Source organism: Streptomyces sp. NPDC055966, assembly GCF_042269865.1.
Classification (GTDB): domain Bacteria; phylum Actinomycetota; class Actinomycetes; order Streptomycetales; family Streptomycetaceae; genus Streptomyces.
Genome location: NZ_JBHJYK010000009.1, coordinates 278,249 through 298,116, shown reverse-complemented (window position 1 = coordinate 298,116; position 19,868 = coordinate 278,249). Strand labels below are relative to the sequence as shown.

The window sequence follows — 19,868 nt, the reverse complement described above, 5'->3', positions numbered from 1 at the left end:
AAAGCACTACAGGTACAGCCCCGCGTCCGCACCGTCCCGCGCCCCCGGCACCGAGGTCGGGGCCGTGCCCCGGCGCAGCGCGTACAGCTCGGCCAGGGTGGCGCCCTCGCGGCCGACGCCCTCCTCGGTGCCGAGCCAGTTCACCGCCTCACGGCGGCTGAGCGGGCCCACCTCGATACGGGCCAGACAGCGGCCGGGGCGGACCACCGCCGGGTGCAGCCGCTCCAGGTCCTCGTTGGTGGTGACGCCGACCAGGACGTTGCGGCCCTGGCCGAGGAGGCCGTCGGTCAGGTTCAGCAGCCGGGACAGGGCCTGGCCCGCCGTGTGCTTGGCCTCGCCGCGGATCAGCTCGTCGCAGTCCTCCAGGAGCAGCAGGCGCCAGCGGCCCTTGCCCGCGCTGTCCTCCTCGCCGATCGCGATGTCCATCAGATAGCCGACGTCGGAGAAGAGGCGCTCGGGGTCCAGGACGCAGTCGACCTGGCACCAGTCCCGCCAGGAGCGGGCGAGCGTGCGCAGCGCGGAGGTCTTGCCGGTGCCCGGCGGGCCGTGCAGCAGCAGGAGGCGGCCGGCGATGTCCTGCGGGGTCGTCTTCATCAGGCGGTCCATCGCGTCCGCCACCGGGGCCGTGTAGTTGGGCCGGATCTCGTCCCAGGTGCCCGCGGAGATCTGCCGGGTGGTGCGATGCGGGCCGCGCCGCGGGGAGACGTACCAGAAGCCCATCGTCACGTTCTCGGGCTGCGGCTCGGGCTCGTCGGCCGCGCCGTCCGTGGCCTGGTCGAGGACCCGCTCGGCGAGGTCCGCGCTGGTCGCGGTGACCGTGACGTCCGCGCCGCGGTTCCAGCGCGAGACCAGCAGGGTCCAGCCGTCGCCCTCGGCGAGCGTGGCGCTGCGGTCGTCGTCGCGCGCGGCGCGCAGCACGCGGGCGCCGTCGGGCAGCAGGGTCGCGCCGGAGCGGACGCGGTCGATGTTCACGGCGTGCGAGTACGGCTGCTCGCCCGTCGCGAAGCGGCCGAGGAACAGCGCGTCGACGACGTCGGACGGCGAGTCGGAGTCGTCGACGTGGAGCCGGATCGGCAGAGCGTCGTGTGGGTTAGCAGACATGCCGCCATGATCCGCCACCGATGACCTCCGCGCACGGCATTTCCTCCCCTTGTGCCGGGTGTTCCGAAGAGCCGTCGCGGGTGTCGCGAACTCCCGCCGGACGGATGCCCTCCGCCGTTACTGTTGTCCTTGATGGGACGTCATGGGTGGGATTCGGATACTCGGCGGTGGCGGCTCACCGCCCTGCTCGGCGTCGGAGCGGTCGCGCTGGCCCTGGTGGTGACCCTCGTCAGCACGCTGTCCGGCGGTCCCGGCACGACCGGCACCACCCGCGACGGCGCCACGGTGCACGGCACTCCGGCCCGGCCGAGCGCGGCACCGGAGCCGTACGTCGGCTGGGGCTTCACACACACCCAGTACAGCGCCGACCAGGGCGCCGGCGCGGCCACCACGCGCGTGGAGCAACTGCTCACGCAGAACCGCGGACTGGCGCAGAACCAGGCCGTCATGGGCTGGGGCGCGGACAACCCCGAACCGGTCCAGGGGCACTACGACTTCGGCGCCCTGGACCGGCGGATCGACTTCATGCGGGCCTCCGGCGGCACCCCGGTGATCACCCTGTGCTGCGCCCCGGACTGGATGAAGGGCGGGCGGGCCGGGGTCGGCAACACGAACTGGAGCCAGTCCGCCCTGGAGACCGCCCCCACCCCCGACCACTACCAGGACTACGCCGACCTCGCCGCGACCGTCGCCCGGCGCTACCCGGACGTGAAGCACTTCATCGTCTGGAACGAGTTCAAGGGCTTCTGGAACGACGCCAAGTCCCGCTGGGACTACGAGGGTTACACCACGCTGTACAACCTCGTGTACACGGCGCTGAAGAAGGTCGACAAGGACATCATGGTCGGCGGGCCGTACCTCGTCATGGACAGCGTCGACCCCAGGGACCAGAACGCCTCCGCCGCGGTGAGGGGTCCATGGGGCGCCATGGACCAGCGGGTGCTGGACGCCTTCACCTACTGGAACGCCCACAAGGAGGGCGCCGACTTCACCGTGGTCGACGGCTCCAGCTACACCCGCGACGACGACCTGCTGCCGGACGAGTTCGCGGCCACCGGCAAGTTCACCGCGGTCGGCGAGTGGATCCGGCGGCAGACCCACGACCTGTCGCTGTGGTGGGCCGAGTACTACGTCGAGCCCGGCGACGGCAACGGCAACCGCACCGGCTGGACCGAACCGCACCGCGTCGCCGCGCAGGCCACCGGCATGATCGCCCTGGTGCGGGGCGGCGCCGACTCCGGCTTCTACTGGAACCCGGAGGACAAGTCCGGCAGCGGCTGCGCCGGCTGCCTGTGGACGCCGACCGACAGCGCCGCCGGCGGCCGCGAACTGCCCATGTACGACCTGGTGTCCCGGTTCGCCAGGGCCTTCCCGCCGGGCACGCGGTACGAGGACGTGCCGGTCGCCGCGGACGACGTGCCGAACGTCCGTGTCCTGGCGAGCGACAGGACCGTCCTCGTGGTCAACACGCAGAACCGGCCGATCAGCGCGCAGATCGACGGCAAACGGTTCGGCATGGGGCCGTACGAGGTGAAGTGGCTCGACCGCTGAACGGCCGAGCCGCCCTCACTTCATGGTCAGGAACCGCTGCACCAGCGCGGCCAGCACCACCGCCAGCAGCGGCAACGAGAACCAGAACGAGCCCTGGAGCAGGCGCAGTTGTCGTACGCCCGGACGCATCGCGACGCGTGCGACCTCGCGTGCGGCCAGCAGCAGGACCAGCAGGACGGCGGCCAGCGCGCCGACCACCGACCACGGGGTCCAGGTCACGATCGGCCCGGTCGGCCCCGGGTCCGGCTTCGGCACCGCGCCCGCCGGCCGCTGCCGCATCGCGTACACGGTGACGTCGTCGTTGGCGTAGGCCTTCGTCAGCTCCTGCCGGTCGTCCAGGTTCTCGACCAGCCGCCGCTCCCAGGAGACGGGGTAGCCCGCGTCCAGCTGGAGATAGGTGACCTGACTGCGGTTGATCATCAGATACGAGTTCGGGCCCGCGTCCTTCAACGACTTGACCAGGCCCGACACCAGGACCGGGTCGGTCGGGGCCAGCGCGGGCACGTAGTTCACGCGCTCCATGTCCTTGGCGCCCCACGGCAGCGCCGGGGTCACGTCGTTGACCGTGTCCTGCGTCAGCCACAGCAGGCGGACCGTCGGCCTGTCGTGGGCGTACACCCAGTTCATCGCCGCGACCTCGCCGGGCCGGGTCCGCTCGAACGTCTCGTTGCCCCAGCGGGCCACCAGGAAGCCGCCCATCAGCAGCAGCCCGGCGAGCAGCGCGGCCAGCGGGGCGAGGCTCACCCGGTCCTTCGCGCGCTCCTTCGCGGTGACGCCGGTGCGCGGGAAGAGGGCGAGGGCGCCGAGCAGGGCCGCGCCCGGCACCGCGAACATGAAGACGCGCAGCGCCATCTCGCCGCCGTACGACTGCATGCCGAAGCCGAGGAACGGCACGAAGGTGAGGACCAGCAGGGAGCGTTCGCGGTAGCGGTGGAAGCGCCGGCGCCACCAGCCCCAGCAGGCGAACGCCAGCACCGAGCCGGCCAGCAGCACGCGGACGTACAGCACCAGCTTGTGGCTCGAACTGCCGCCCTGGATACGGCCGGAGACGGACGTCGACACATTGCTGCCGACCCCGCCGACCCCGCCGAACAGATCGTTGAAGTGCCCGGACCAGTACGGTTCGGCCATGAAGCCGAGCCATACCGCGGCCAGCACCCCGAACAGCAGGGGCAGGCCGCGCAGTTCGGACCGGCGGAGCAGGACCAGGGCCGCGAGCACGCCGAGCATGACGAACGGGGTGAGCTGGTGCGCGGGCACGCTCGCCGCGTACAGGCCGATCAGCACCAGGAGCAGGACGGACCGCTGCTGCCGGTCGGCCGGTGCCGGCTCGGCCTCGCCGGGCCGGTACGTCGTCCAGATCACGCGCGGCGACCGGAACCAGACCAGCAGGATCGCCACGAACATCAGGTACAGCAGATAGGTGAAGCCCTGCGGGGAGAAGTAGTCCTGGCCGACCCAGCCGCACAGCACGAACAGCCAGACGCCGGTCCACTTCGCCCGCCAGCTCGCCCGCATCGACCGGGTGAGCAGGAACATCGGTGCCAGATAGGCGAGTTGGACGGCGGTCGGCCACCAGCGGATGACCTCGGTGAAGTCCGTGACCCCGCAGGCCCGGCCGACGAACGCGGCGGCCGCGAAGAACCCGGGCCAGCTCCAGCGGGCGTCCAGGTCGGGTACGGCGGAGCCGGTGCGGTCGATGTAGTCGAGGAAGCCGAGGTGCTGCCACGCCGTGGGGAAGCGCGGCTCGGTTTCGAGCACGGCGGGCAGGGCGTGCAGTGACACGACCGTCGCCAGCAGGGTGAGCAGCAGCAGCGCCCGGTGTTCGCGGCGCAGCCACAGCAGCGCGGCGAACACCGTGACCAGCAGAGCGGCCCCGGCCAGGGTCGGCAGCGGCAGCACCGAGACCAGCCCGAGCCCGCCCATCCGGTCCAGGTCCGCCTCGCCGAGCCGCAGCGCGGGCACCCAGTACAGCAGCAGGGCGGCGATCAGCAGACAGCCGAGGACGACTCCGGAGCGGGTGGGCAACAGCCGTTGCGTGAGCGGCCCGTGCGCCGCGTGCTCCTCAGGGGCCTCTTCCTCGTCCGGTACGGCGCGGTCGGCGGCCAGGGACGCGTCCGGTCCCCCCGCCGTGAACGGCGCGTCGACCTCCGCCGCCCCCGCCTCCCGCGGCAGCGGCGTGCCCGTGGGCGGGGTGCCCGGGCCCGGGCGGACGTCGGGACGGCGCTCGGCGTGGTCGAAGTCGACGTGGATGCCGAGGGCGAGGGTGTCCGAGTCCAGCGCCCAGGCCGGACCGGGCCGGCGCGTCGTGACGCCGGCGGCCGGGACCTCGCGCGGGCCCAGGTCGGCGAGGTCCCCGTCGGGTGCGGCCGCGTCGGCGGCGGCGTCGGGGGCGCTCCGGATCGTCCGCCACAGCCGCGGCGCGGCGAGCGCGGCGATCACCGCGAGACTGCCGGCCTCGGCGACGCCCGCGCCGGTCAGCCCCATCCGGGGCAGGAGCAGCAGGGTCGCCCCCAGCACCAGAACGCACAACAGGCCCTGGAACAGGGCGAGTCCGCCGGTGTGGCTGCGCGCGCGCAGCACCGCGAAGTACGTCTCGATCACGACCCGCAGCACCGAGCCGACCGCGAGCCAGCGCAGCAGCGGGGTCGCCGCGTCCGCGTAGCCCGCGCCGAACACACCGAGGATCCAGGGCGCGCCGACGATCAGGACGGCGGCGACCGGCAGCATGATCCGGGCCATCCGCCGCAGCGCCGCCCGGGTGTGGGCGGCCAGCCGGTCCGGGTCGTGCGAGCCCTCGACGGTGAGGGAGGCGCCCATGTTGATGGCGAGGAGGTCGGTCGTGCCGCCGATGGTGGTGGCGATGTAGAAGTACGCGTTCTGCGCCGAGCTGACCTGCGAGGCGACGATCACCGGGACGAGGTAGATCACCGCGAGCGAGAACAGCGAGCCGGTGTAGTCCCCGGCCAGGAACCGGCCGACCTGCCGCAGCGTGGGCGGTTCGGTGTGGCCTTCGGTCGCCCTGACGTGCCGGGGCACCAGCCGCCGGAACACCAGCCAGCCCAGCGGCACGACCGAGGTGGCGATGGCGGCCACCCAGGAGACGAAGACACCGGTGGCGGGTATGGCGACGGCGAACGCGGCGAGCAGGGCCAGCTTCACGGCCGAGAACACGGTGTTGCCCACCGGCACCCAGGTCGCGCTGCGCAGCCCGGTCAGCACACCGTCCTGGAGCGTGAGCAGGTTCCAGGCCATGACGGCCACGACGAAGCCGAGCCCGTGCAGCGTGCCGTGCAGGAACCGGTAGGACGGTCCCCAGGAGTCCAGGGTCAGCAGGAAGACGCCGGCCGCGACCGCCACCACCAGCGAACTGCCCGCGTACGTGCGGAAGATGAGCGTGCCGGTGCGCTTCCCGGACACCGGGATGAAGCGGGCGAGGGCACCGGTCAGGGTGACCGCGGTCAGTCCGGCGAGGAACTTCATCGCGGCGATGGCGGCCGAGCCCTGCCCGACCGCCGACTCGGAGTAGTAGCGCGCCGCGGCCAGCCAGAAGCCCAGCCCGAGGACGGCGCTGATGCCGGTGTTGAGCATCAGCGCGTAGGCGTTGCGGAACAGCGGGCTGCCGTCGCGCGGGGACCGGCCCGCCCCGGGCGCCTCGTCGGCGCCGGTCGTGGCCTCGGTGGTGGTCGTCGTGTCAGACACGGGAACGCATGGCCTTCCGGCGGACCTGGCGGATCTGGCGGGCTCTGCGGACGAGGGCGTACCCCTTGGTGAGGGCGCGGTCCCCGGCGAAGGTGCGGGCGATCGCACGGCCCTGGAGCAGCCGCTCGAACTCCTCGACCGTGGTGCCGCGCCGGACCGTGACCCGTTCGAGTGCGTACGGCCCCTGGCGGCGGCGGGCGAGCGCGTTGCCGACGGCGAGGGCCTGGGCGTAGCCGCTCGCCCGCACCGCCCGGCGCACCCGGCGGCTGGAGTAGCCGTACGGGTAGGCGAACGACAGCGGGCGGGCGCCGAGTTCGCCCTCGACGATCTCGGTGCAGCGGTCCAGCTCGGCACGCAGCTCGTCGTCGCCGAGCTGGTCGAGCTGCGGGTGGGTGTGGCTGTGGCCGCCGATCTCGACGCCGGCGGCGGCCAGTTCGCGTACCTGGGGCCAGTCGAGCATGGTGTCCAGGCCGCCTCCGGTGTCGTGCCTGCCCCGGAGCCAGCCGGTGGAGACGAACAGCGTGGCCGGGAAGCCGTGCTTGGCGAGCACGGGCAGCGCGTGCCGGTGCACGCCCTCGTAGCCGTCGTCGAAGGTGATCAGCACCGGCCGGGCGGGCAGCGGGCGGCCGGTGCGCCAGCGCTCCGCGAGGCCGGCGGTGGTCAGCGGGGCCAGGCCCAGATCACCGATCAGCGCCATCTGCTCGGCGAACGCCTCCGGTGCGACCGACAGGGCCCGGGTGGCGTCGTTGGGGGCGGTGGCGACGGAGTGGTACATGAGGATGGGCACGGTCGACTCATCCATCGGTGCCCCCCGCCGAACCGGCGCGCGCCCGACCGCCTTCTCCGGAAGCACCGCGCGCCCGAGCGCCGTCGCGGGCCGGCGGCGCGGGTGCCTGCCGGGCCGGTGGCGCGGGTGGCGTCTCCTGGGCCGGTGGTGCCGGTGGCGTCCCGTGGACTGGCGGTGCGGGCGGCGTCCCTTGGGCTGGTGGTGCGGACGGCGTCCCTTGGGCCGGCGGCGCGGAGCGCGTCTGCTGTGCCGGTGGTGCCGGCGGTGTTCCCGGGACCGGGGGCGTGGGCAGCGTCCCCCGGACCGGTGGGGTGGACGGTGTTGCCCTGTCCGGTGGTGTGGAGGGTGTCCGTGGGGTTGCAGGCGCGGACGGTGTCGCCTGGATCGGGGCTGCCGAGAACGTCGTACCGTTGCGCCGCGCCCGTAGGCTGCCCACCGCGTAGCCGCCGGCGGCGCTCAGCACGCCCGCGACGATGGCGCCCGCGCGGCCCGCGCCGCCCGGGCGGGCCAGCAGGGCGTCCCGCAGGCCACGAGCGACCCCGGCGGGCAACACCCGGGTGGTGTACCGGCGTTCGGACTCCAGCCCCTTGTCCGCGCCGACGCTGCGGGCGACCAGTGCCTTGGACAGGCCCTCGGCGTAGGTGCGGGTGCGGAAGTAGGCGAAGTGCTCGCGGGGTGCGGGCACCCGGTGGTGGATCACCGCCCGGTCGTCGATGAGCAGGACGGCGTCGGGGCGGGCGCGGGTGAGGCGGATGCACAGCTCCGTCTCCTCGCAGCCGAGCGGGCGGCGGTCGCCGTCGCGGCCGATGCCGGTGGCGAAGCCGCCCGCCGCGTCGAAGGCCGTACGCCGGAACGAGGCGTTTCCGCCGAGCACGTTGCGGACCCGCACCCGGCCGGCAGGCAGGCCCTTGTAGGTGCAGCCCACCACCCAGTCGAACTCCTCCGGGAACCAGTCCGGGCGCCGGCCCGACGCCCAGACCGGCACCGTACGGCCGCCGACCGCCATGACGCGCGGGTCGGCGTACCCGGCGGCGAAGTGGCGCAGCCAGTCCCGCTCGGCCACGGCGTCGTCGTCGAGGAAGGCGATCACGTCACCCCGGGCGGCCGCGATGCCGGTGTTGCGGCCGGCGGACAGGCCGCGCGGGCCCGCGTTGGCCAGCACGCGGACGCTCCCGGTCGGCTCGCACTCCTCCTTGTACTCGCGCTCCAGCCGGTCCTTGAGGGCCGGGTTGTGGTCCACGACCAGGAGCGTCTCCAGCGCCGGACGCGACTGCGCGCGCACCGAGGAGACCGCCGCGAGGATGTCCTCCCAGCGGTCCTCGGTGTACACGCAGATCACGACGGAGATGTCGGGATCTCTCAAGACACCTCTCCCCGGACCGCGTCGAGCATCGGCGAGTGGCGTTCCTGGCGACGCAGCTCACGCCGGTTGGAGCGCTCCTTCAGGATGACCTGGAGCACCCGGAACCCGTCGCGTACGGCGCGCAGGTTGCTGGTGCCGTGGATGCGGAGGTACTCGTGGCTCGGTATCTCCTGGACCTTGAGCCCCGCCTTGACCACTCTGATGTTCATCAACGTCTCGACCTCGAAGCCGGTGCAGTCGAGGTCGATCTTGTCGAGGCAGTGCCGCCAGAAGGCGTTGTAGCCGTAGCACAGGTCGGTGTAGCGCGCCCCGAACTTGCGGTTGACCACGGCGCACAGCGCACGGTTGCCGAGCTTGCGGATGAAGGTCATGTCGTCGGTGCCGCCGCCGTTGGCGAAGCGGGAGCCCTTGGCGAAGTCGGCGCCGGAGACGAGCGCGGAGACGTACGACACGATCTCGCCGCCGTCCGCCGAGCCGTCCGCGTCGACCATCACGATGATGTCGCCCCGGCAGGCCTCGAACCCGGTGATCAGGGCATCCCCTTTGCCCTTGCCACTCTGTTCGACGACCCTGACGCCGGGCCACAGGGACCGGGCCACCTCGACCGTGTCGTCGGTGGAATTGCCGTCCACCAGAACGACTTCGTGTATCCAGTCCGGAAGGGTCTTGAAGACGTAGGGCAGATTCTCCGCCTCATTCATGGCGGGAATCACCACGCTCACCGGCGGAGTGATCGCGAGGTGAGAGGAGATGGGCCGGTAGTTCGCGGCGATTAACGGATCTTGCCCCGAAGCCGGCGGGCGCAGAACGGAACTCATGGGTCTTTTCCCTCTCGTCCGGTGGACCACCCACCCCCGGGTGGCCCGGTTGTCTGTCCGGTTCGAAAGGGGGGTTACTCATCTTCGGCACGGCGAAATGATCTCCGGGCACGTTGATGAGCTGGCAAAGCTGGCCGGTCTGCCCGGGAAATACGGCAGCCGGTCGCGCGGCACGACTCGGTCACAGCTGTGGTCACCGAGCACGGCACCCCCCTACCGCGCCCCGCGCCGGAACGTCACGGCCCTGAGCCCTCCCCTGAACCGTGTGCTGACGGACCGATGCGGGTGAGACGTATGACGGTATTGACGATTGAACCAGAATGGCAAGACCTGGATATCAGTCTCACGTTTCTATTGGTTTGGCCGTTGCATAACTTTGGCCGGAGTTACTCACTTTTACGTAGAAGAACCCACAGGAGCAGCAGCAGACTCGGTGCGGTCACGGCGATCACCCCGCCGTGGACGGACCAGCGGTGCACGGCCAGCATGCCCTGGGCCACCAGCATGTTGAGGACGACCGAGCCCACAAGGGCGGCGAGCGTCCGGGGATACGGATCCAGCCCGCGCAGCGCCGCCGCGATGGCCGCGGCCGGCGCGGCGAGCAGGAAGAACAGCGTGCACGGACCGCGCAGCGGTGAGCCGGAGTCGGTCAGGGCGAGCAGTGCGCCGACCGCCGCGACGGCGGTCGCGGCCCCCATGAGCAGCGGCGACAGGACCCTCCCCGGTCCTGGCCGTGCCCCTTCGGGCTGCTCGGTGGCGCCGTCCGATGGACGTGACTTGATGCGTAAGGTCTGCATTGGCGACCGTGCCCCCCGATTTGACCCCGACGCGCGGGATGTCGGGCTTCAATGTGGCGCAGGCCGGGGCGGGGCGTCAAGACGGGATCCGGGGCCGAATTGACTCGTGGTCAACACATTTGGCATGCACACACAAGGTGCGGTGCGGTGAACTTCTTCGGCTGATCTTGTTCAGACTTCAAAAGTTCTTGGCATGAACACTTCCGGTCAACACGCGTAGGAGTTACCACAGTTGTAGGCAGAGATCCTGCTATAGGGAGGCACCATGAGTCGTTCCAGACTTTTCGGATTCGTGACCTCGCTCCTCCTCGCCGCCGGACTCGGACTCGGCGGAGCCGCGGCGGCCCAGGCCTCGACAGCGGCAACCGGCGGCTATGTGGCGCTCGGTGACTCCTACTCCTCCGGAGTGGGAGCGGGCAGCTACATCAGCTCCAGCGGCAGCTGTGACCGCAGCACCAACGCGTACCCGTACCTGTGGAACGCGGCCCACTCCCCGTCGTCGTTCGCCTTCAACGCCTGCTCCGGCGCCACCACGGACGACGTCCTCGGCAACCAGCTCGGCTCGCTGAACTCCGGCACCTCGCTGGTCTCCATCACCATCGGCGGCAACGACGCCGGGTTCTCCGACGTCATGACGACCTGCGTGCTCCAGTCCGACAGCAGCTGCATCAGCCGCATCAACACCGCCAAGGCGTACGTCGACTCCACGCTCCCCGGCAAGCTCGACAACGTCTACAACCAGATCAGCGCCAAGGCCCCGAACGCCAAGGTGGTCGTGCTCAGTTACCCCCGCTTCTACCTGCTCGGCCAGACCTGCCTCGGGCTGTCCGACACCAAGCGCTCCGCGATCAACGGCGCTGCCGACTACATGGACACCGCCATCCAGGCGCGTGCCGCGGCGCACGGCTTCGTCTTCGCCGACGTCCGCCCGGCCTTCTCCAGCCACGAGATCTGCTCCGGCGACTCGTGGCTGCACAGCGTGAACTGGCTCGACATCACCGAGTCGTACCACCCCACCGCGGCCGGCCACTCCGGCGGCTATCTGCCGGCGTTCACCAATAACGCGTAACCGACCGCACGCGGTACGGGTGATCTGCGCGTCAACACGTCACCCGTGCTGTTCGCTCGTCAGGGTGAAGTTCCGGACGAGTCCGAAGCGGAAGCGGAGGCCCCGCCCGACGGGGTCTCCGTCGCCGTCGCACAGCTCACCGAGAACGGCACCGCGTTCGACGTGGCCCGCACCGGGGCCCGTACCTCGACGCTGACCGCGTTGTCGGCCGAGCCGGTCTGGGAGTACGTCGTCAGGGTCACCCGCACCTTCTGGCTCGTCCCGTCACCGGCCCCGAACGACAGCGTCTGCCAGCCGGGATCCGCGACCGACCCGTGCGCGAGCACCCACCGGTACGCCACCTGCGCCGGCACCCGTCCCACCGTGAACGTCGCCGTGAACGCCGGAGCCTGTCCGCTCGGCGGCGGACAGGGGCCGGAGTACGCCGTGTGCGCGCCGGCCAGCGTGACCCGAACCGACTGAGCGGGCCGGGCCGACGACGAGGTGCTGCTGCGCGGGGCCGACGGCGTGCCCGTGGCAGCGTCCGTGCCACTGTGCGTGGGCGCCTGGGCGCTGCCGCTCACCAGGGGACCGCCCGTGCCGCTCGCGCCGTCGCTCCCGTGCCCGCCGCCATCGCGGTTGAGCAGGGCGTACGCCAGCCCCGCCAGCGCGACCACGATCACGAGCAGCCCCGCCACCAGTGCGACCACCGCCCCGCGACGGCGCCCGGGTTCCGGCTCGTCGGGCGGTAACTGCGTGGTGGCGGGCGGTGGTTGGGGCGCCCAGGACTGCTGCCCCGACCACGGCTCCCGGGCCACGACGGTCCGGGCGTACGCGGACGGATCCGGTGGCGGCTCCGGGCGGGGCGCCCCACCTCCGGAGGGGGTACCCCCGGCCGCCACGAGCCGCAGCTCCCGCTCCGCCCGCTCGGCACCGGGCCGCTGGGCCGGGTCCTTGCGCAGCAGCCCCGCGACGACCGGCGCGAGCGGACCCGCCCGCAGCGGCGGCGGCAACTCCTCGTCCACCACGGCCCGCAGGGTGCTCAGCGGGGTGTCGTAGCGGAACGGGGAGACGCCCTCGACGGCCGCGTACAGCAGCACGCCCAGCGACCACAGGTCCGACTCGGGGCCGGGGGTGCGGCCGAGCGCCCGCTCCGGAGCCAGGAACTCGGGCGAGCCGACGACCTCGCCGGTCATGGTGATCGCCGAGCTGCCCTCGACCGAGGCGATCCCGAAGTCGGTCAGCACCACCCGGCCGTCGTTCGCGAGCAGCACGTTGGCCGGCTTCACGTCCCGGTGCAGCACCCCGGCCGCGTGCGCGGCGCGCAGCGCGGACAGCACCTCGGCGCCGATGTGCGCGGCCTCCTGCGGCGCCAGCGGGCCATCCGCCTCCAGCCGGTCGGCGAGCGACAGCCCGCGCACCAGCTCCATCACGATCCAGGGACGGCCGCCCTCCATCGCCACGTCGTACACCGTGACCACGTTGCGGTTCGCGACCCGGGCCGCGGCCCACGCCTCCCGCTCCAGGCGGGCGTACATCCGCTCGACGTCGGAGGCGGGCAGCCCGGCCGGGGCGCGCACCTCCTTGACGGCCACCTCCCGGTGCAGCACCTCGTCCCGGGCCCGCCACACGGTGCCCATGCCGCCCTCGCCCAGCGGGGACAGCAGACGGTAGCGGCCCGCGATCACACGGTCGCGGCCCGGATCTTCGGACACGAGCGCCCCCAGGCATGTCGCGTGATTTCTCCACAAACGTAGCTCAACCGAGGGCTGTTGCGGCCCCCTTGAGCACCAATCCGGCGCCCAGGGCCAGGACGGTGAGCGCGGAGGCGAGCGGCAGGCTCCGGCGCACGAGCGCGCTCAGGGGGTGCGCGGTCCACCGCGGGCGCCGTTCGAGCACCCGGGACGCCCCCGAGCCCAGCCGCACCACGGCGACCCCGGCCGCGGTGAGCGTCAGCGCGAGCCCGGCGCCGTAGGCGACGACGAGCAGCAGCCCGAACCAGGCCTTGCCGAGTGCGGCGGCGCCGACGAGCACGACCACGGCCGACGGACTGGGCACGAGCCCCCCGGCGAAGCCGAGCAGGATCGTGCCGCGCAGGGTGGGCACGGTGGGGTGGGTGTGGGTGTGACCGCCGTGGGTGTGGGTGTGGGTGTGCTCACCGTGGGCGTGGCCGTCATGGGGGTGCGTGTGGGCGTGCGCGTGGCCGTGTGTCCGGTTCCGCAGTGCCCGGCGTACGAGGTTCACCCCCGCCGCCAGGACCAGGGCCCCGCTCGCCAGGCCGAGCCAGGCGATCACCGAGGGCGTGGCGGCGGACCCGGCGGTGACGAGCAGGCCCAGGGCGACGACGCCGAGGGTGTGGGTGACGGTGACCGACGCGGCCAGCGGCAGCACGTCCCGGAGCCCGGCCCGGCCGCCGCGCGCGGCCGCGGTGGCCGCCATCAGGGTCTTGCCGTGCCCCGGCGCGAGGGCGTGCAGGGCGCCGAGGACGACCGCGACGAGCAGCGCGAGGGCGGCGAAGCCGACGGTGAGGTCATGGCGGGCCACCAGGCCGTCGAGGGCCCGCGTCCAGCGGTCGGCGCCCCGGGGCAGCACGGAGGCGGCCGGGGCGTCCGGCCGCTCCTCGGCGAGGGCGGGACCGCCGGGACGCACGCGCAGCGACGCGGTGGAGACGTCGGCCGGGGACGACAGCAAGTCCTTGGGATACGTGGTCAGTTCGTGCGAGACGGACGTCCTCGGCACGTCCGAGCCGGTGAGCGTCGTCCGGTCGCCGCGCGCGGTGATCTCCCGCCAGCCGGGCCCGGACCAGTTCGTGTCGGCGCGGAAACCGAGGGCGAGCGACCCGGCGCGGGGGAGCGGGGCGGTCCAACGGCATTCCACCCGCAGGGTGTTGAGCCCCGCCTGGCCGGGCCGTGGCGTGGCCCGGCTGTCCCGCACGGTGAGGGGGACCCGGCGCCCGGCCACGGTCACCTCGCTGCCCCGGGCGTCCCGCTCGCAGCGCTGCCGGGCCCACCGAGCCGTCCCCAGCCGCTCGATGTCGGGCTTCGCCTGGGTCGCCGGAATCTCGGCCAGGTCCTCGACGTGCTCCACCCGGAGCTGCCCCGGCGCCGGGACGAGTCCGTCGTACCGGTTGACGGTGAAGTTGCCGAGCGGATGCGCGCTCGCGGCGGCGGCCGGCAGGAACACGAGCGCACACCCGGCGGCGAGGACGAACGGCAGACGCGGTCTCACTTCGCGGCCTCCAGGGCTGTGCGGGCCGCGGCCGCGCCCACGGGGGAGAAACCGGGGTTCAGCTTCAGGGCCGAGGCCAGCACGGCGCGGCCGGCCGCACGGTCGCCGGTGGCCAGCTCGATCACGCCGCGGTGGTAGAGGAAGACGGCGTTGCGGTAGCCGGTGGCGGTGGCCTGACGGGCGTAGGAAAGGGCCTCCGTGTCCCGGCCGTTGACGTGCAGCGCCCAGGCGAGCGCGTCCGCCGTGTGCACGGTGTGCCGGCGGGCCCACTCGGCGCGGGCGGCGCGCAGGGCGGCCGCCTTGTCGCCGTGGTCGGCGGCGGCCAGCGCGGTGTCGAGGTCGGCGTCGACGCCGTTGGCGCGGGCCAGCGCGACCCAGGTGTCCACGAGCGCGTACTGCTGCCGCGCCCTGGCCAGGTCCCCGGCCGCGCCCCGCGCCTCGTACAGCTCGCCCAGCTCGACGAGCGGAGCGGGCAGCGGATACCGGGACACCACCGACTCCATGCCCGTGATCGCCGCGGCCCGGTCACCGCTCGCGGCCTGCGCCCGAGCCCGGCCCTCCAGTGCGGGGAGGTAGGTCTCGTCGGCGGCGAGGGCGCGCGCGTACTCCGCGAGCGCGGTCCCGTACTCGCCCTGGTTCCACGCGAGTTGGCCGAGCTGGGTGGCCACGTAGGCGATGTCGCCGGGCGAGGTGGCGAAGGACAGCGCCTGCTGGAGGACCCGGCGTGCGCTCGGCACGTCCCCGCGCAGCTCGTGCACGTACGCGTACCGCGTGAAGACCGGCACGCCCGGCCTGCGCGCGTCGGCGGTGTCGGCCGCCCGCGCCGCCTCGTCGTACCGGCCGAGCTCCACCAGGGCGTCGATACGGGAGCACAACGCGCGTTCGCTGTACGGGTTCTGCCGCAGCGCCCGGTCCGCGTAGGTCAGCGCGCCCGCGAAGTCGTGCCGCGCGGCGGCGAGCGCGGCGCGTCCGGCCAGCGTCTGGTCGCTGTCCGGCGCCAGTGCCAGGGAGCGGCGCAGCGCCTGGTCCGCCTGCGGGTACCGCGACGGGTCGCCCTTGGTCCGCGCCTGCTCGACATAGGCCAGGGCGAGCGTGGCCCAACTCCCGGCGTCCTTGGGCTGGGTGCGCAGGTGCGCCTGGAGCGAGGCGATGCTCGCGTCCAGGTTCCCGGTGCCGAGGAGGCCGGGATCCACGGCACGGGACGCGGCAGGCGCGGCCGCGGGCGCCCGGCCGGCGCCGACGGCCACCGCACCGCCGGTCAGCGCCGTCGCCAACAGTACGGCAGCACACCCGAGTTGAAGGGTCCGCCACCGCCGCCCGGCGGTGCCCCGCTCGGCGGCGGCCGTGTCGTTCTCGTTCTTCGCGCGCGGGCCCATGGCCTCTCCGCCTCTCCTCTGCTCCGTCTGCTCCCCGTCTGCTCCGTCGACGGGGTGGGAGGCGCGGCCCGCCGTGGGGGGATACGGGCCGCGCCGGTCTGGGGTGGGGACGGGGTCAGTACGGGCGCTGCAGGCGGCGGCGCCACCAGGCGAAGGCCGCGCCGAGCAGCAGGATCCCGGCCGCGCCCGACGCCGCCGACGCGGCGATCAGCATCGTGCCGCCGGAGCCGCCGGAGGAGCCCGCCGGCTGGAGCGCGTCGCCCAGCTGGCTGCGGACGTCCGTGCCCGCGCTCGTGCCCTTGGCGAGCGGGCCGCGCGAGCCGGAGGTGGGCTCGGCGACGTACGGGAAGGACTTCTCGAAGGTCTGGTCGTTCGCGTTCACCCCGTCGCCCAAGTCGTTCTTCATGCCGACCAGTTCGCCCTCCATCACCTGGAGCGCCTCGTCGACCACGTCGTCGCCGAGGCGACGGCCGTTCGGGAAGCCCGCGTTGTCGCCGTCCAGGACGCCGAGCCGCTTGGGGTGCGCGCTCGGCTTGATCGACGTGTTCAGGCGCAGCTCCTCCGAAGGCCGCACGTTCGGCGGCTGGTTGAGGCCCTTGACCCCCTTGAGGAACACGTCGACCAGGTCGCCCCGCGGCTCGCTCGGCGCCTTGATCTTGTAGATCGACTCGATGAGCTTCGGCAGCTCGGGGTGGGTGACGTTGTTCAGGAACCGGCCGTCGTCGGCGGGCTGGGAGGCGTTGAACCTGTCTTTGTCCTTCTGCGGGTTCACGACCTCGTTCACCAGCGGGTTGCCCAGACGGGAGACCTGGCTGTAGTAGCCCTGCGCGTTACGGCGCTGGGTGGTGGACCAGATGCCGACCACCGGCTGGCCCGCGGACTCGCGGATCAGGGCGGTGGGCACCTGGAGGGCGATGCTGTTCACGTTGTAGCCCTTGAGCGTGTCGTTGCCGACCTCGCTGAGGTTGCCGCCGTACAGCAGGTCGAAGACGCGCAGGTCGGCGAAGAACGGGTCGTCCGCCTGCCCGGCGAACGTCGTGCCGCCGCCCTTCGTCCGGTGGATCGCCTGGGCGCGCAGTTTGGCGTAGTCCGGCATGGACGCCTTGCCGACGTCGGAGGGCGCCACCGGCACGTCGTTCGCGAGCTTCGCGCGCGAGACCACCCGCCCGTGCCTGAACTGGAGCAGATCGATGTCGTAGGTCTGCGTGATGTTGAGGTTCGGGTCGTCGAGGCTCTTCACGACACCGGTGTTGTAGAGGAACGTCCTGCCGTTCTTCGTGTGGGTCCTGAAGGTGTAGCGGAAGACCAGATCGTCGTGCGCGTCGCCGTTGTTGTCGATGTGCAGGTCGTACTGGGCGTCGTCGGCGAACGTGTAGAAGTTCGGCCCGCCCGCCGGCTCCTCGAACGGGATCCAGTTCGCCACGATCGTCGTCGTGTCGGGCTTGTCCGGGCTGACGAACGCGTACAGGTCCGTGTTGTCGTACTGCGGGGTCCCCGAGATCAGCGGGGCCTCCCGGTGGGAGGAGGCGGAGGCCGCCCCGGGGGCCAGCGCGGCGACGCCCGCGGCGGTGAGCCCGCCGGCCGCCAGCGCGCCGCACAGGAGCGTGACCAGGCCCGTGCGGCTCCGGCCGCGCCTGGAAACAAGAGGTGTCATGCCGTCTGTCCGTCCGTCCTCGGTGCCGACTTGCCCTTGACGGACGCTCATTCGGAGCCGGGCGGGGGACGGATTGGCCGGACGGGAAAAAAGATTTGGGCGGCTCCCGACCCGCGTTTTCGGCCCGCTCATCCGTATCACCGGCGGGAGGTGGGCGTTCGTGCGGATGCGCGGAGCACGGGGAGGGGCCGGCTGCGGCCACGGCGAGGGGGCCCGCATACAGGCGGACGAGCTGCTCGTGCTCGTCGCGGGCGGCGATCACCGGGCGTTCGAGGACCTGTACGCCCTGGTGTCCGGCCCGGTGTACGGGCTCGTACGGCGGGTGGTGCGCGACCCCGCCCAGTCCGAGGAGGTGGCCCAGGAGGTGCTGTTGGAGACCTGGCGGTCCGCTGCCCGGTTCGATCCGGGCCGGGGCAGCGCGCTGTCCTGGATCCTCACCCTCGCCCACCGCCGCGCCGTCGACCGGGTGCGCAGCGCCCGCGCGGCCGGCGAACGCGAGCAGCGGGAGGCACTGCGCGCCGGGGAACCGGCGTTCGACCAGGTCGCCGAGGAGGTCGAGGCGGGACTGGAGCGGGAGTGGGTGCGCCGCTGTCTGAAGCGGCTCACGGACCTCCAGCGCCAGTCGGTGACCCTCGCCTACTACGACGGCTACACCTACCGTGAGGTCGCCGAGCGGCTCTCGCTGCCGCTCGGCACGGTCAAGACGCGGATGCGCGACGGACTCACCCGGCTGCGCCAGTGCCTGGGAGGCGCCGCATGAGCATCCTCGGCAGGCTGCTGCGCCGCGGCGATCCGCACTCCCTCGCGGCCCCGTACGCGCTCGACGCCCTCGAACCCGGCGAGCGGCGCCGGTTCGAGAAGCATCTGCGGGACTGCGAGCGCTGCGGCGCCGAGACCCGGGCGCTGGCCGAGGACGCCGTGCGGCTCGCCTGGTCCACGGCGGCCCCGGCACCGGCCGCCCTCCGGGACCGGGTGCTGGCCGCCGTACGCGCGACACCGCAGGCCCCGGCGCCGGCCGCCGCGGCGTCGGGCGCGGAGCGCACGCCCCGGCTGCCGCCGCACGTCTGGGGCACCCAGCCGCCGCCGGGACGCACTCGTACGCCCCGCACGCGCCCTCTGTTCGTGCCGCTCGCCACGGCGACCGCGGCGGCGGCCCTCGTCGTCGCCTCGCTCTTCGGGGTCCAGGCGCACCGCGCACAGGGCCGGCTCGACGCCGCGCAGGTGCGGGCACGTGAGATCGCCCACGTTCTGGCGGCTCCCGACGCCCGCGCCACGAGCAGCAAGGACGCTCGGGGCCGCGGTATCGGAGTGATCGCTTCCGCCTCGGAGCAGGAGGCCGTCGTCACCCTCAGCGGATACGGCACCCCGTCCGGCGGCCGTGTACACCAGCTCTGGCAGATGCGCCCCCATGCGCAACCGCGCTCCCTCGGGCTCTTCGCCGCTGACACGCCGCTGATCGCCAAGGGGCTTGAGACCTCCTCGACGTCACTCGCCGTAACCGTCGAGCCTGACGGCGGCTCAGCGCAGCCCACCGGCCAGCCCATTGTCCAACTCACCCTGAAATCGGTCGGATTCGGAGAGTAGTCATCGAGGGATGGTCAACCTCCTTGCGGGGAAGGTGAATCCTGTGGCCGAGATACACGCGTGCCGCCCTGGGGCGATAGGGTTACCCTGCCCGGGCCGGGTGGACTCGTACGGGTGGGGAGTGACATGGATCAGATAACAGTGCGCAGCAGGGCCAGGATCCCTGCGATCACCTGCGGGAGCAGCGCGACCAGTTCGCGCCTCGACCGCCATCTGTCGGTGCTGGCGGGTCCCGCCATACCGCAGCGGGAGACGGTCGAGGCGACCTCGCTGATGCTCGAACTGACGGCGCGTGACACCGCCCACCAGCGCAGTGACCGGGGCAAGCGGGTCAGCCGCGTCTCCCTGTTCGCGCCGCTGCGCCGGCTGCGCCGCTCGCTCTTCGGCGGCCACGGACGCGGGCACTGAGCGAGCCGAGCGGGCGGTGAGCCGCCGCTGACCGAGCGAGCGGCCCCCTGGAACCCATCCGGGGTGCCCGCGCTCAGGCCACCACACCGTCCCGGCGCATCGCTGCGATCTCGTCGTCCGTCATCCCCACGGCATGCAGCAGCGCCCCGGTGTGCTGCCCGAGCGCGGGCACATCACCCATCCGTGCCTCGTCCCCGCCCGGCAGCCGGGGGAGGGAGGCAGCGCGCCTTCAGCGGCCCCACCGGCGAACCCACCTGACGCCACCGCTCCCCGTTCGGCCGGCCGCCGCCACTCCCGGTCGTTCCGCACGGACAGCAGCACGTGCCCGCCGCCGGCCGTCGGACAGGCGTCGTACGGCGCGATCACGGCGTGCGCGAGCCCGGTGCGCGCGGGGGCTCGCCCCCGTGCATCGCGTGGTGCAGCGGTGCCCCGGCTCCGGAGTCCCGGTCAC

The 19,868-nt window shown here is 72.9% G+C and carries 14 protein-coding genes and 2 pseudogenes; 5 read left to right on the top strand and 11 right to left on the bottom strand.

Annotated features, from left to right (window positions below; genetic code table 11):
* Positions 1-6: 6 nt before the first annotated feature.
* Complete coding sequence (locus ACFC8N_RS21465) at positions 7-1,101, bottom strand: DUF5925 domain-containing protein (protein ID WP_362819310.1); 1,095 nt, start codon at positions 1,099-1,101, stop codon at positions 7-9.
* Positions 1,102-1,233: 132 nt separating this feature from the next.
* Between ACFC8N_RS21465 and ACFC8N_RS21460 the strand changes: the two genes are divergently transcribed.
* The gene (locus ACFC8N_RS21460; RefSeq protein ID WP_376289078.1) at positions 1,234-2,652 is read left to right on the top strand and encodes a xylan 1,4-beta-xylosidase; all 1,419 of its coding nucleotides are present in this window, start codon (positions 1,234-1,236) and stop codon (positions 2,650-2,652) included.
* Between the two features lie 15 nt (positions 2,653-2,667).
* On the opposite strand, the gene ACFC8N_RS21455 is transcribed toward ACFC8N_RS21460, so the two are convergent.
* The 5 genes and pseudogenes from ACFC8N_RS21455 to ACFC8N_RS21435 form a co-directional block, all read right to left on the bottom strand.
* A complete protein-coding gene (locus tag ACFC8N_RS21455; protein ID WP_376289076.1) occupies positions 2,668-6,354 on the bottom strand; it encodes a lipopolysaccharide biosynthesis protein in 3,687 nt (1,228 codons plus the stop codon).
* Positions 6,347-7,156 (bottom strand): polysaccharide deacetylase family protein, encoded by an 810-nt coding sequence (locus ACFC8N_RS21450; RefSeq protein ID WP_376289074.1) that lies wholly within the window; start codon positions 7,154-7,156, stop codon positions 6,347-6,349. The genes ACFC8N_RS21455 and ACFC8N_RS21450 overlap by 8 nt, the downstream gene beginning before the upstream one ends.
* A gap of 364 nt (positions 7,157-7,520) precedes the next feature.
* Positions 7,521-8,504, bottom strand: a pseudogene (locus ACFC8N_RS21445) (glycosyltransferase family 2 protein); the annotation flags it as partial.
* Entirely contained in the window at positions 8,501-9,322 is an 822-nt protein-coding gene (locus ACFC8N_RS21440; RefSeq protein WP_071375857.1) for a glycosyltransferase family 2 protein, read from the bottom strand. The pseudogene ACFC8N_RS21445 and the gene ACFC8N_RS21440, both read right to left, overlap by 4 nt.
* Positions 9,323-9,708: 386 nt before the next feature.
* Positions 9,709-10,020 (bottom strand): hypothetical protein, encoded by a 312-nt coding sequence (locus ACFC8N_RS21435; protein ID WP_376289072.1) that lies wholly within the window; start codon positions 10,018-10,020, stop codon positions 9,709-9,711.
* A 364-nt stretch (positions 10,021-10,384) separates the two neighbouring features.
* On the opposite strand from ACFC8N_RS21435, the gene ACFC8N_RS21430 reads away from it, so the two are divergent.
* Positions 10,385-11,188, top strand: coding sequence for an SGNH/GDSL hydrolase family protein (locus ACFC8N_RS21430; protein WP_356022539.1), 804 nt, complete (start codon positions 10,385-10,387; stop codon positions 11,186-11,188).
* Positions 11,189-11,247: 59 nt separating this feature from the next.
* Here the strand turns inward: ACFC8N_RS21430 and ACFC8N_RS21425 are convergent, their stop codons facing one another.
* The 4 genes from ACFC8N_RS21425 to ACFC8N_RS21410 all read right to left on the bottom strand — a co-directional run bounded on the left by ACFC8N_RS21425 (position 11,248) and on the right by ACFC8N_RS21410 (position 17,425).
* Positions 11,248-12,882 carry a serine/threonine-protein kinase gene (locus ACFC8N_RS21425; RefSeq protein ID WP_376289070.1) on the bottom strand — a complete coding sequence of 545 codons (1,635 nt, stop codon included), beginning with the start codon at positions 12,880-12,882 and terminating at the stop codon, positions 11,248-11,250.
* A 43-nt stretch (positions 12,883-12,925) separates the two neighbouring features.
* On the bottom strand, positions 12,926-14,395 hold the full coding sequence (locus tag ACFC8N_RS21420; protein WP_376289068.1) for a nickel transporter: 1,470 nt from the start codon (positions 14,393-14,395) through the stop codon (positions 12,926-12,928).
* Positions 14,392-15,771, bottom strand: coding sequence for a tetratricopeptide repeat protein (locus ACFC8N_RS21415; protein WP_376289066.1), 1,380 nt, complete (start codon positions 15,769-15,771; stop codon positions 14,392-14,394). The genes ACFC8N_RS21420 and ACFC8N_RS21415 overlap by 4 nt, the downstream gene beginning before the upstream one ends.
* Before the next feature lie 115 nt (positions 15,772-15,886).
* Positions 15,887-17,425 carry a DUF4331 domain-containing protein gene (locus ACFC8N_RS21410; protein WP_376289064.1) on the bottom strand — a complete coding sequence of 513 codons (1,539 nt, stop codon included), beginning with the start codon at positions 17,423-17,425 and terminating at the stop codon, positions 15,887-15,889.
* A 217-nt stretch (positions 17,426-17,642) separates the two neighbouring features.
* Here ACFC8N_RS21410 and ACFC8N_RS21405 point away from each other — a divergent pair, with 217 nt between their 5' ends.
* The 3 genes from ACFC8N_RS21405 (at position 17,643) to ACFC8N_RS21395 (ending at position 19,417) form a co-directional block, all read left to right on the top strand.
* Positions 17,643-18,185, top strand: a complete 543-nt coding sequence (locus ACFC8N_RS21405; RefSeq protein ID WP_270084660.1) for a sigma-70 family RNA polymerase sigma factor — start codon at positions 17,643-17,645, stop codon at positions 18,183-18,185.
* On the top strand, positions 18,182-19,009 hold the full coding sequence (locus ACFC8N_RS21400) for an anti-sigma factor (RefSeq protein ID WP_356022527.1): 828 nt from the start codon (positions 18,182-18,184) through the stop codon (positions 19,007-19,009). Before ACFC8N_RS21405 ends, ACFC8N_RS21400 begins: the two co-directional genes overlap by 4 nt.
* A gap of 126 nt (positions 19,010-19,135) precedes the next feature.
* Entirely contained in the window at positions 19,136-19,417 is a 282-nt protein-coding gene (locus ACFC8N_RS21395) for a hypothetical protein (protein WP_356022526.1), read from the top strand.
* 73 nt (positions 19,418-19,490) lie between these two features.
* Here the strand turns inward: ACFC8N_RS21395 and ACFC8N_RS21390 are convergent.
* Positions 19,491-19,848 (bottom strand): annotated as a pseudogene (locus ACFC8N_RS21390) (CoA transferase); the annotation flags it as partial.
* Positions 19,849-19,868: the final 20 nt, after the last annotated feature.

Bases quoted from the DNA above. Each gene is read 5' to 3' on its own strand.
- ACFC8N_RS21465 (WP_362819310.1), bottom strand. From the start codon at position 1,101: ATGTCTGCTAACCCACACGACGCTCTGCCGATCCGGCTCCACGTCGAC.
- ACFC8N_RS21460 (WP_376289078.1), top strand. From the start codon at position 1,234: ATGGGACGTCATGGGTGGGATTCGGATACTCGGCGGTGGCGGCTCACC.
- ACFC8N_RS21450 (WP_376289074.1), bottom strand. From the start codon at position 7,156: ATGGATGAGTCGACCGTGCCCATCCTCATGTACCACTCCGTCGCCACC.
- ACFC8N_RS21440 (WP_071375857.1), bottom strand. From the start codon at position 9,322: ATGAGTTCCGTTCTGCGCCCGCCGGCTTCGGGGCAAGATCCGTTAATC.
- ACFC8N_RS21435 (WP_376289072.1), bottom strand. From the start codon at position 10,020: ATGGGGGCCGCGACCGCCGTCGCGGCGGTCGGCGCACTGCTCGCCCTG.
- ACFC8N_RS21430 (WP_356022539.1), top strand. From the start codon at position 10,385: ATGAGTCGTTCCAGACTTTTCGGATTCGTGACCTCGCTCCTCCTCGCC.
- ACFC8N_RS21415 (WP_376289066.1), bottom strand. From the start codon at position 15,771: ATGGGCCCGCGCGCGAAGAACGAGAACGACACGGCCGCCGCCGAGCGG.
- ACFC8N_RS21410 (WP_376289064.1), bottom strand. From the start codon at position 17,425: ATGACACCTCTTGTTTCCAGGCGCGGCCGGAGCCGCACGGGCCTGGTC.
- ACFC8N_RS21400 (WP_356022527.1), top strand. From the start codon at position 18,182: ATGAGCATCCTCGGCAGGCTGCTGCGCCGCGGCGATCCGCACTCCCTC.
- ACFC8N_RS21395 (WP_356022526.1), top strand. From the start codon at position 19,136: ATGGATCAGATAACAGTGCGCAGCAGGGCCAGGATCCCTGCGATCACC.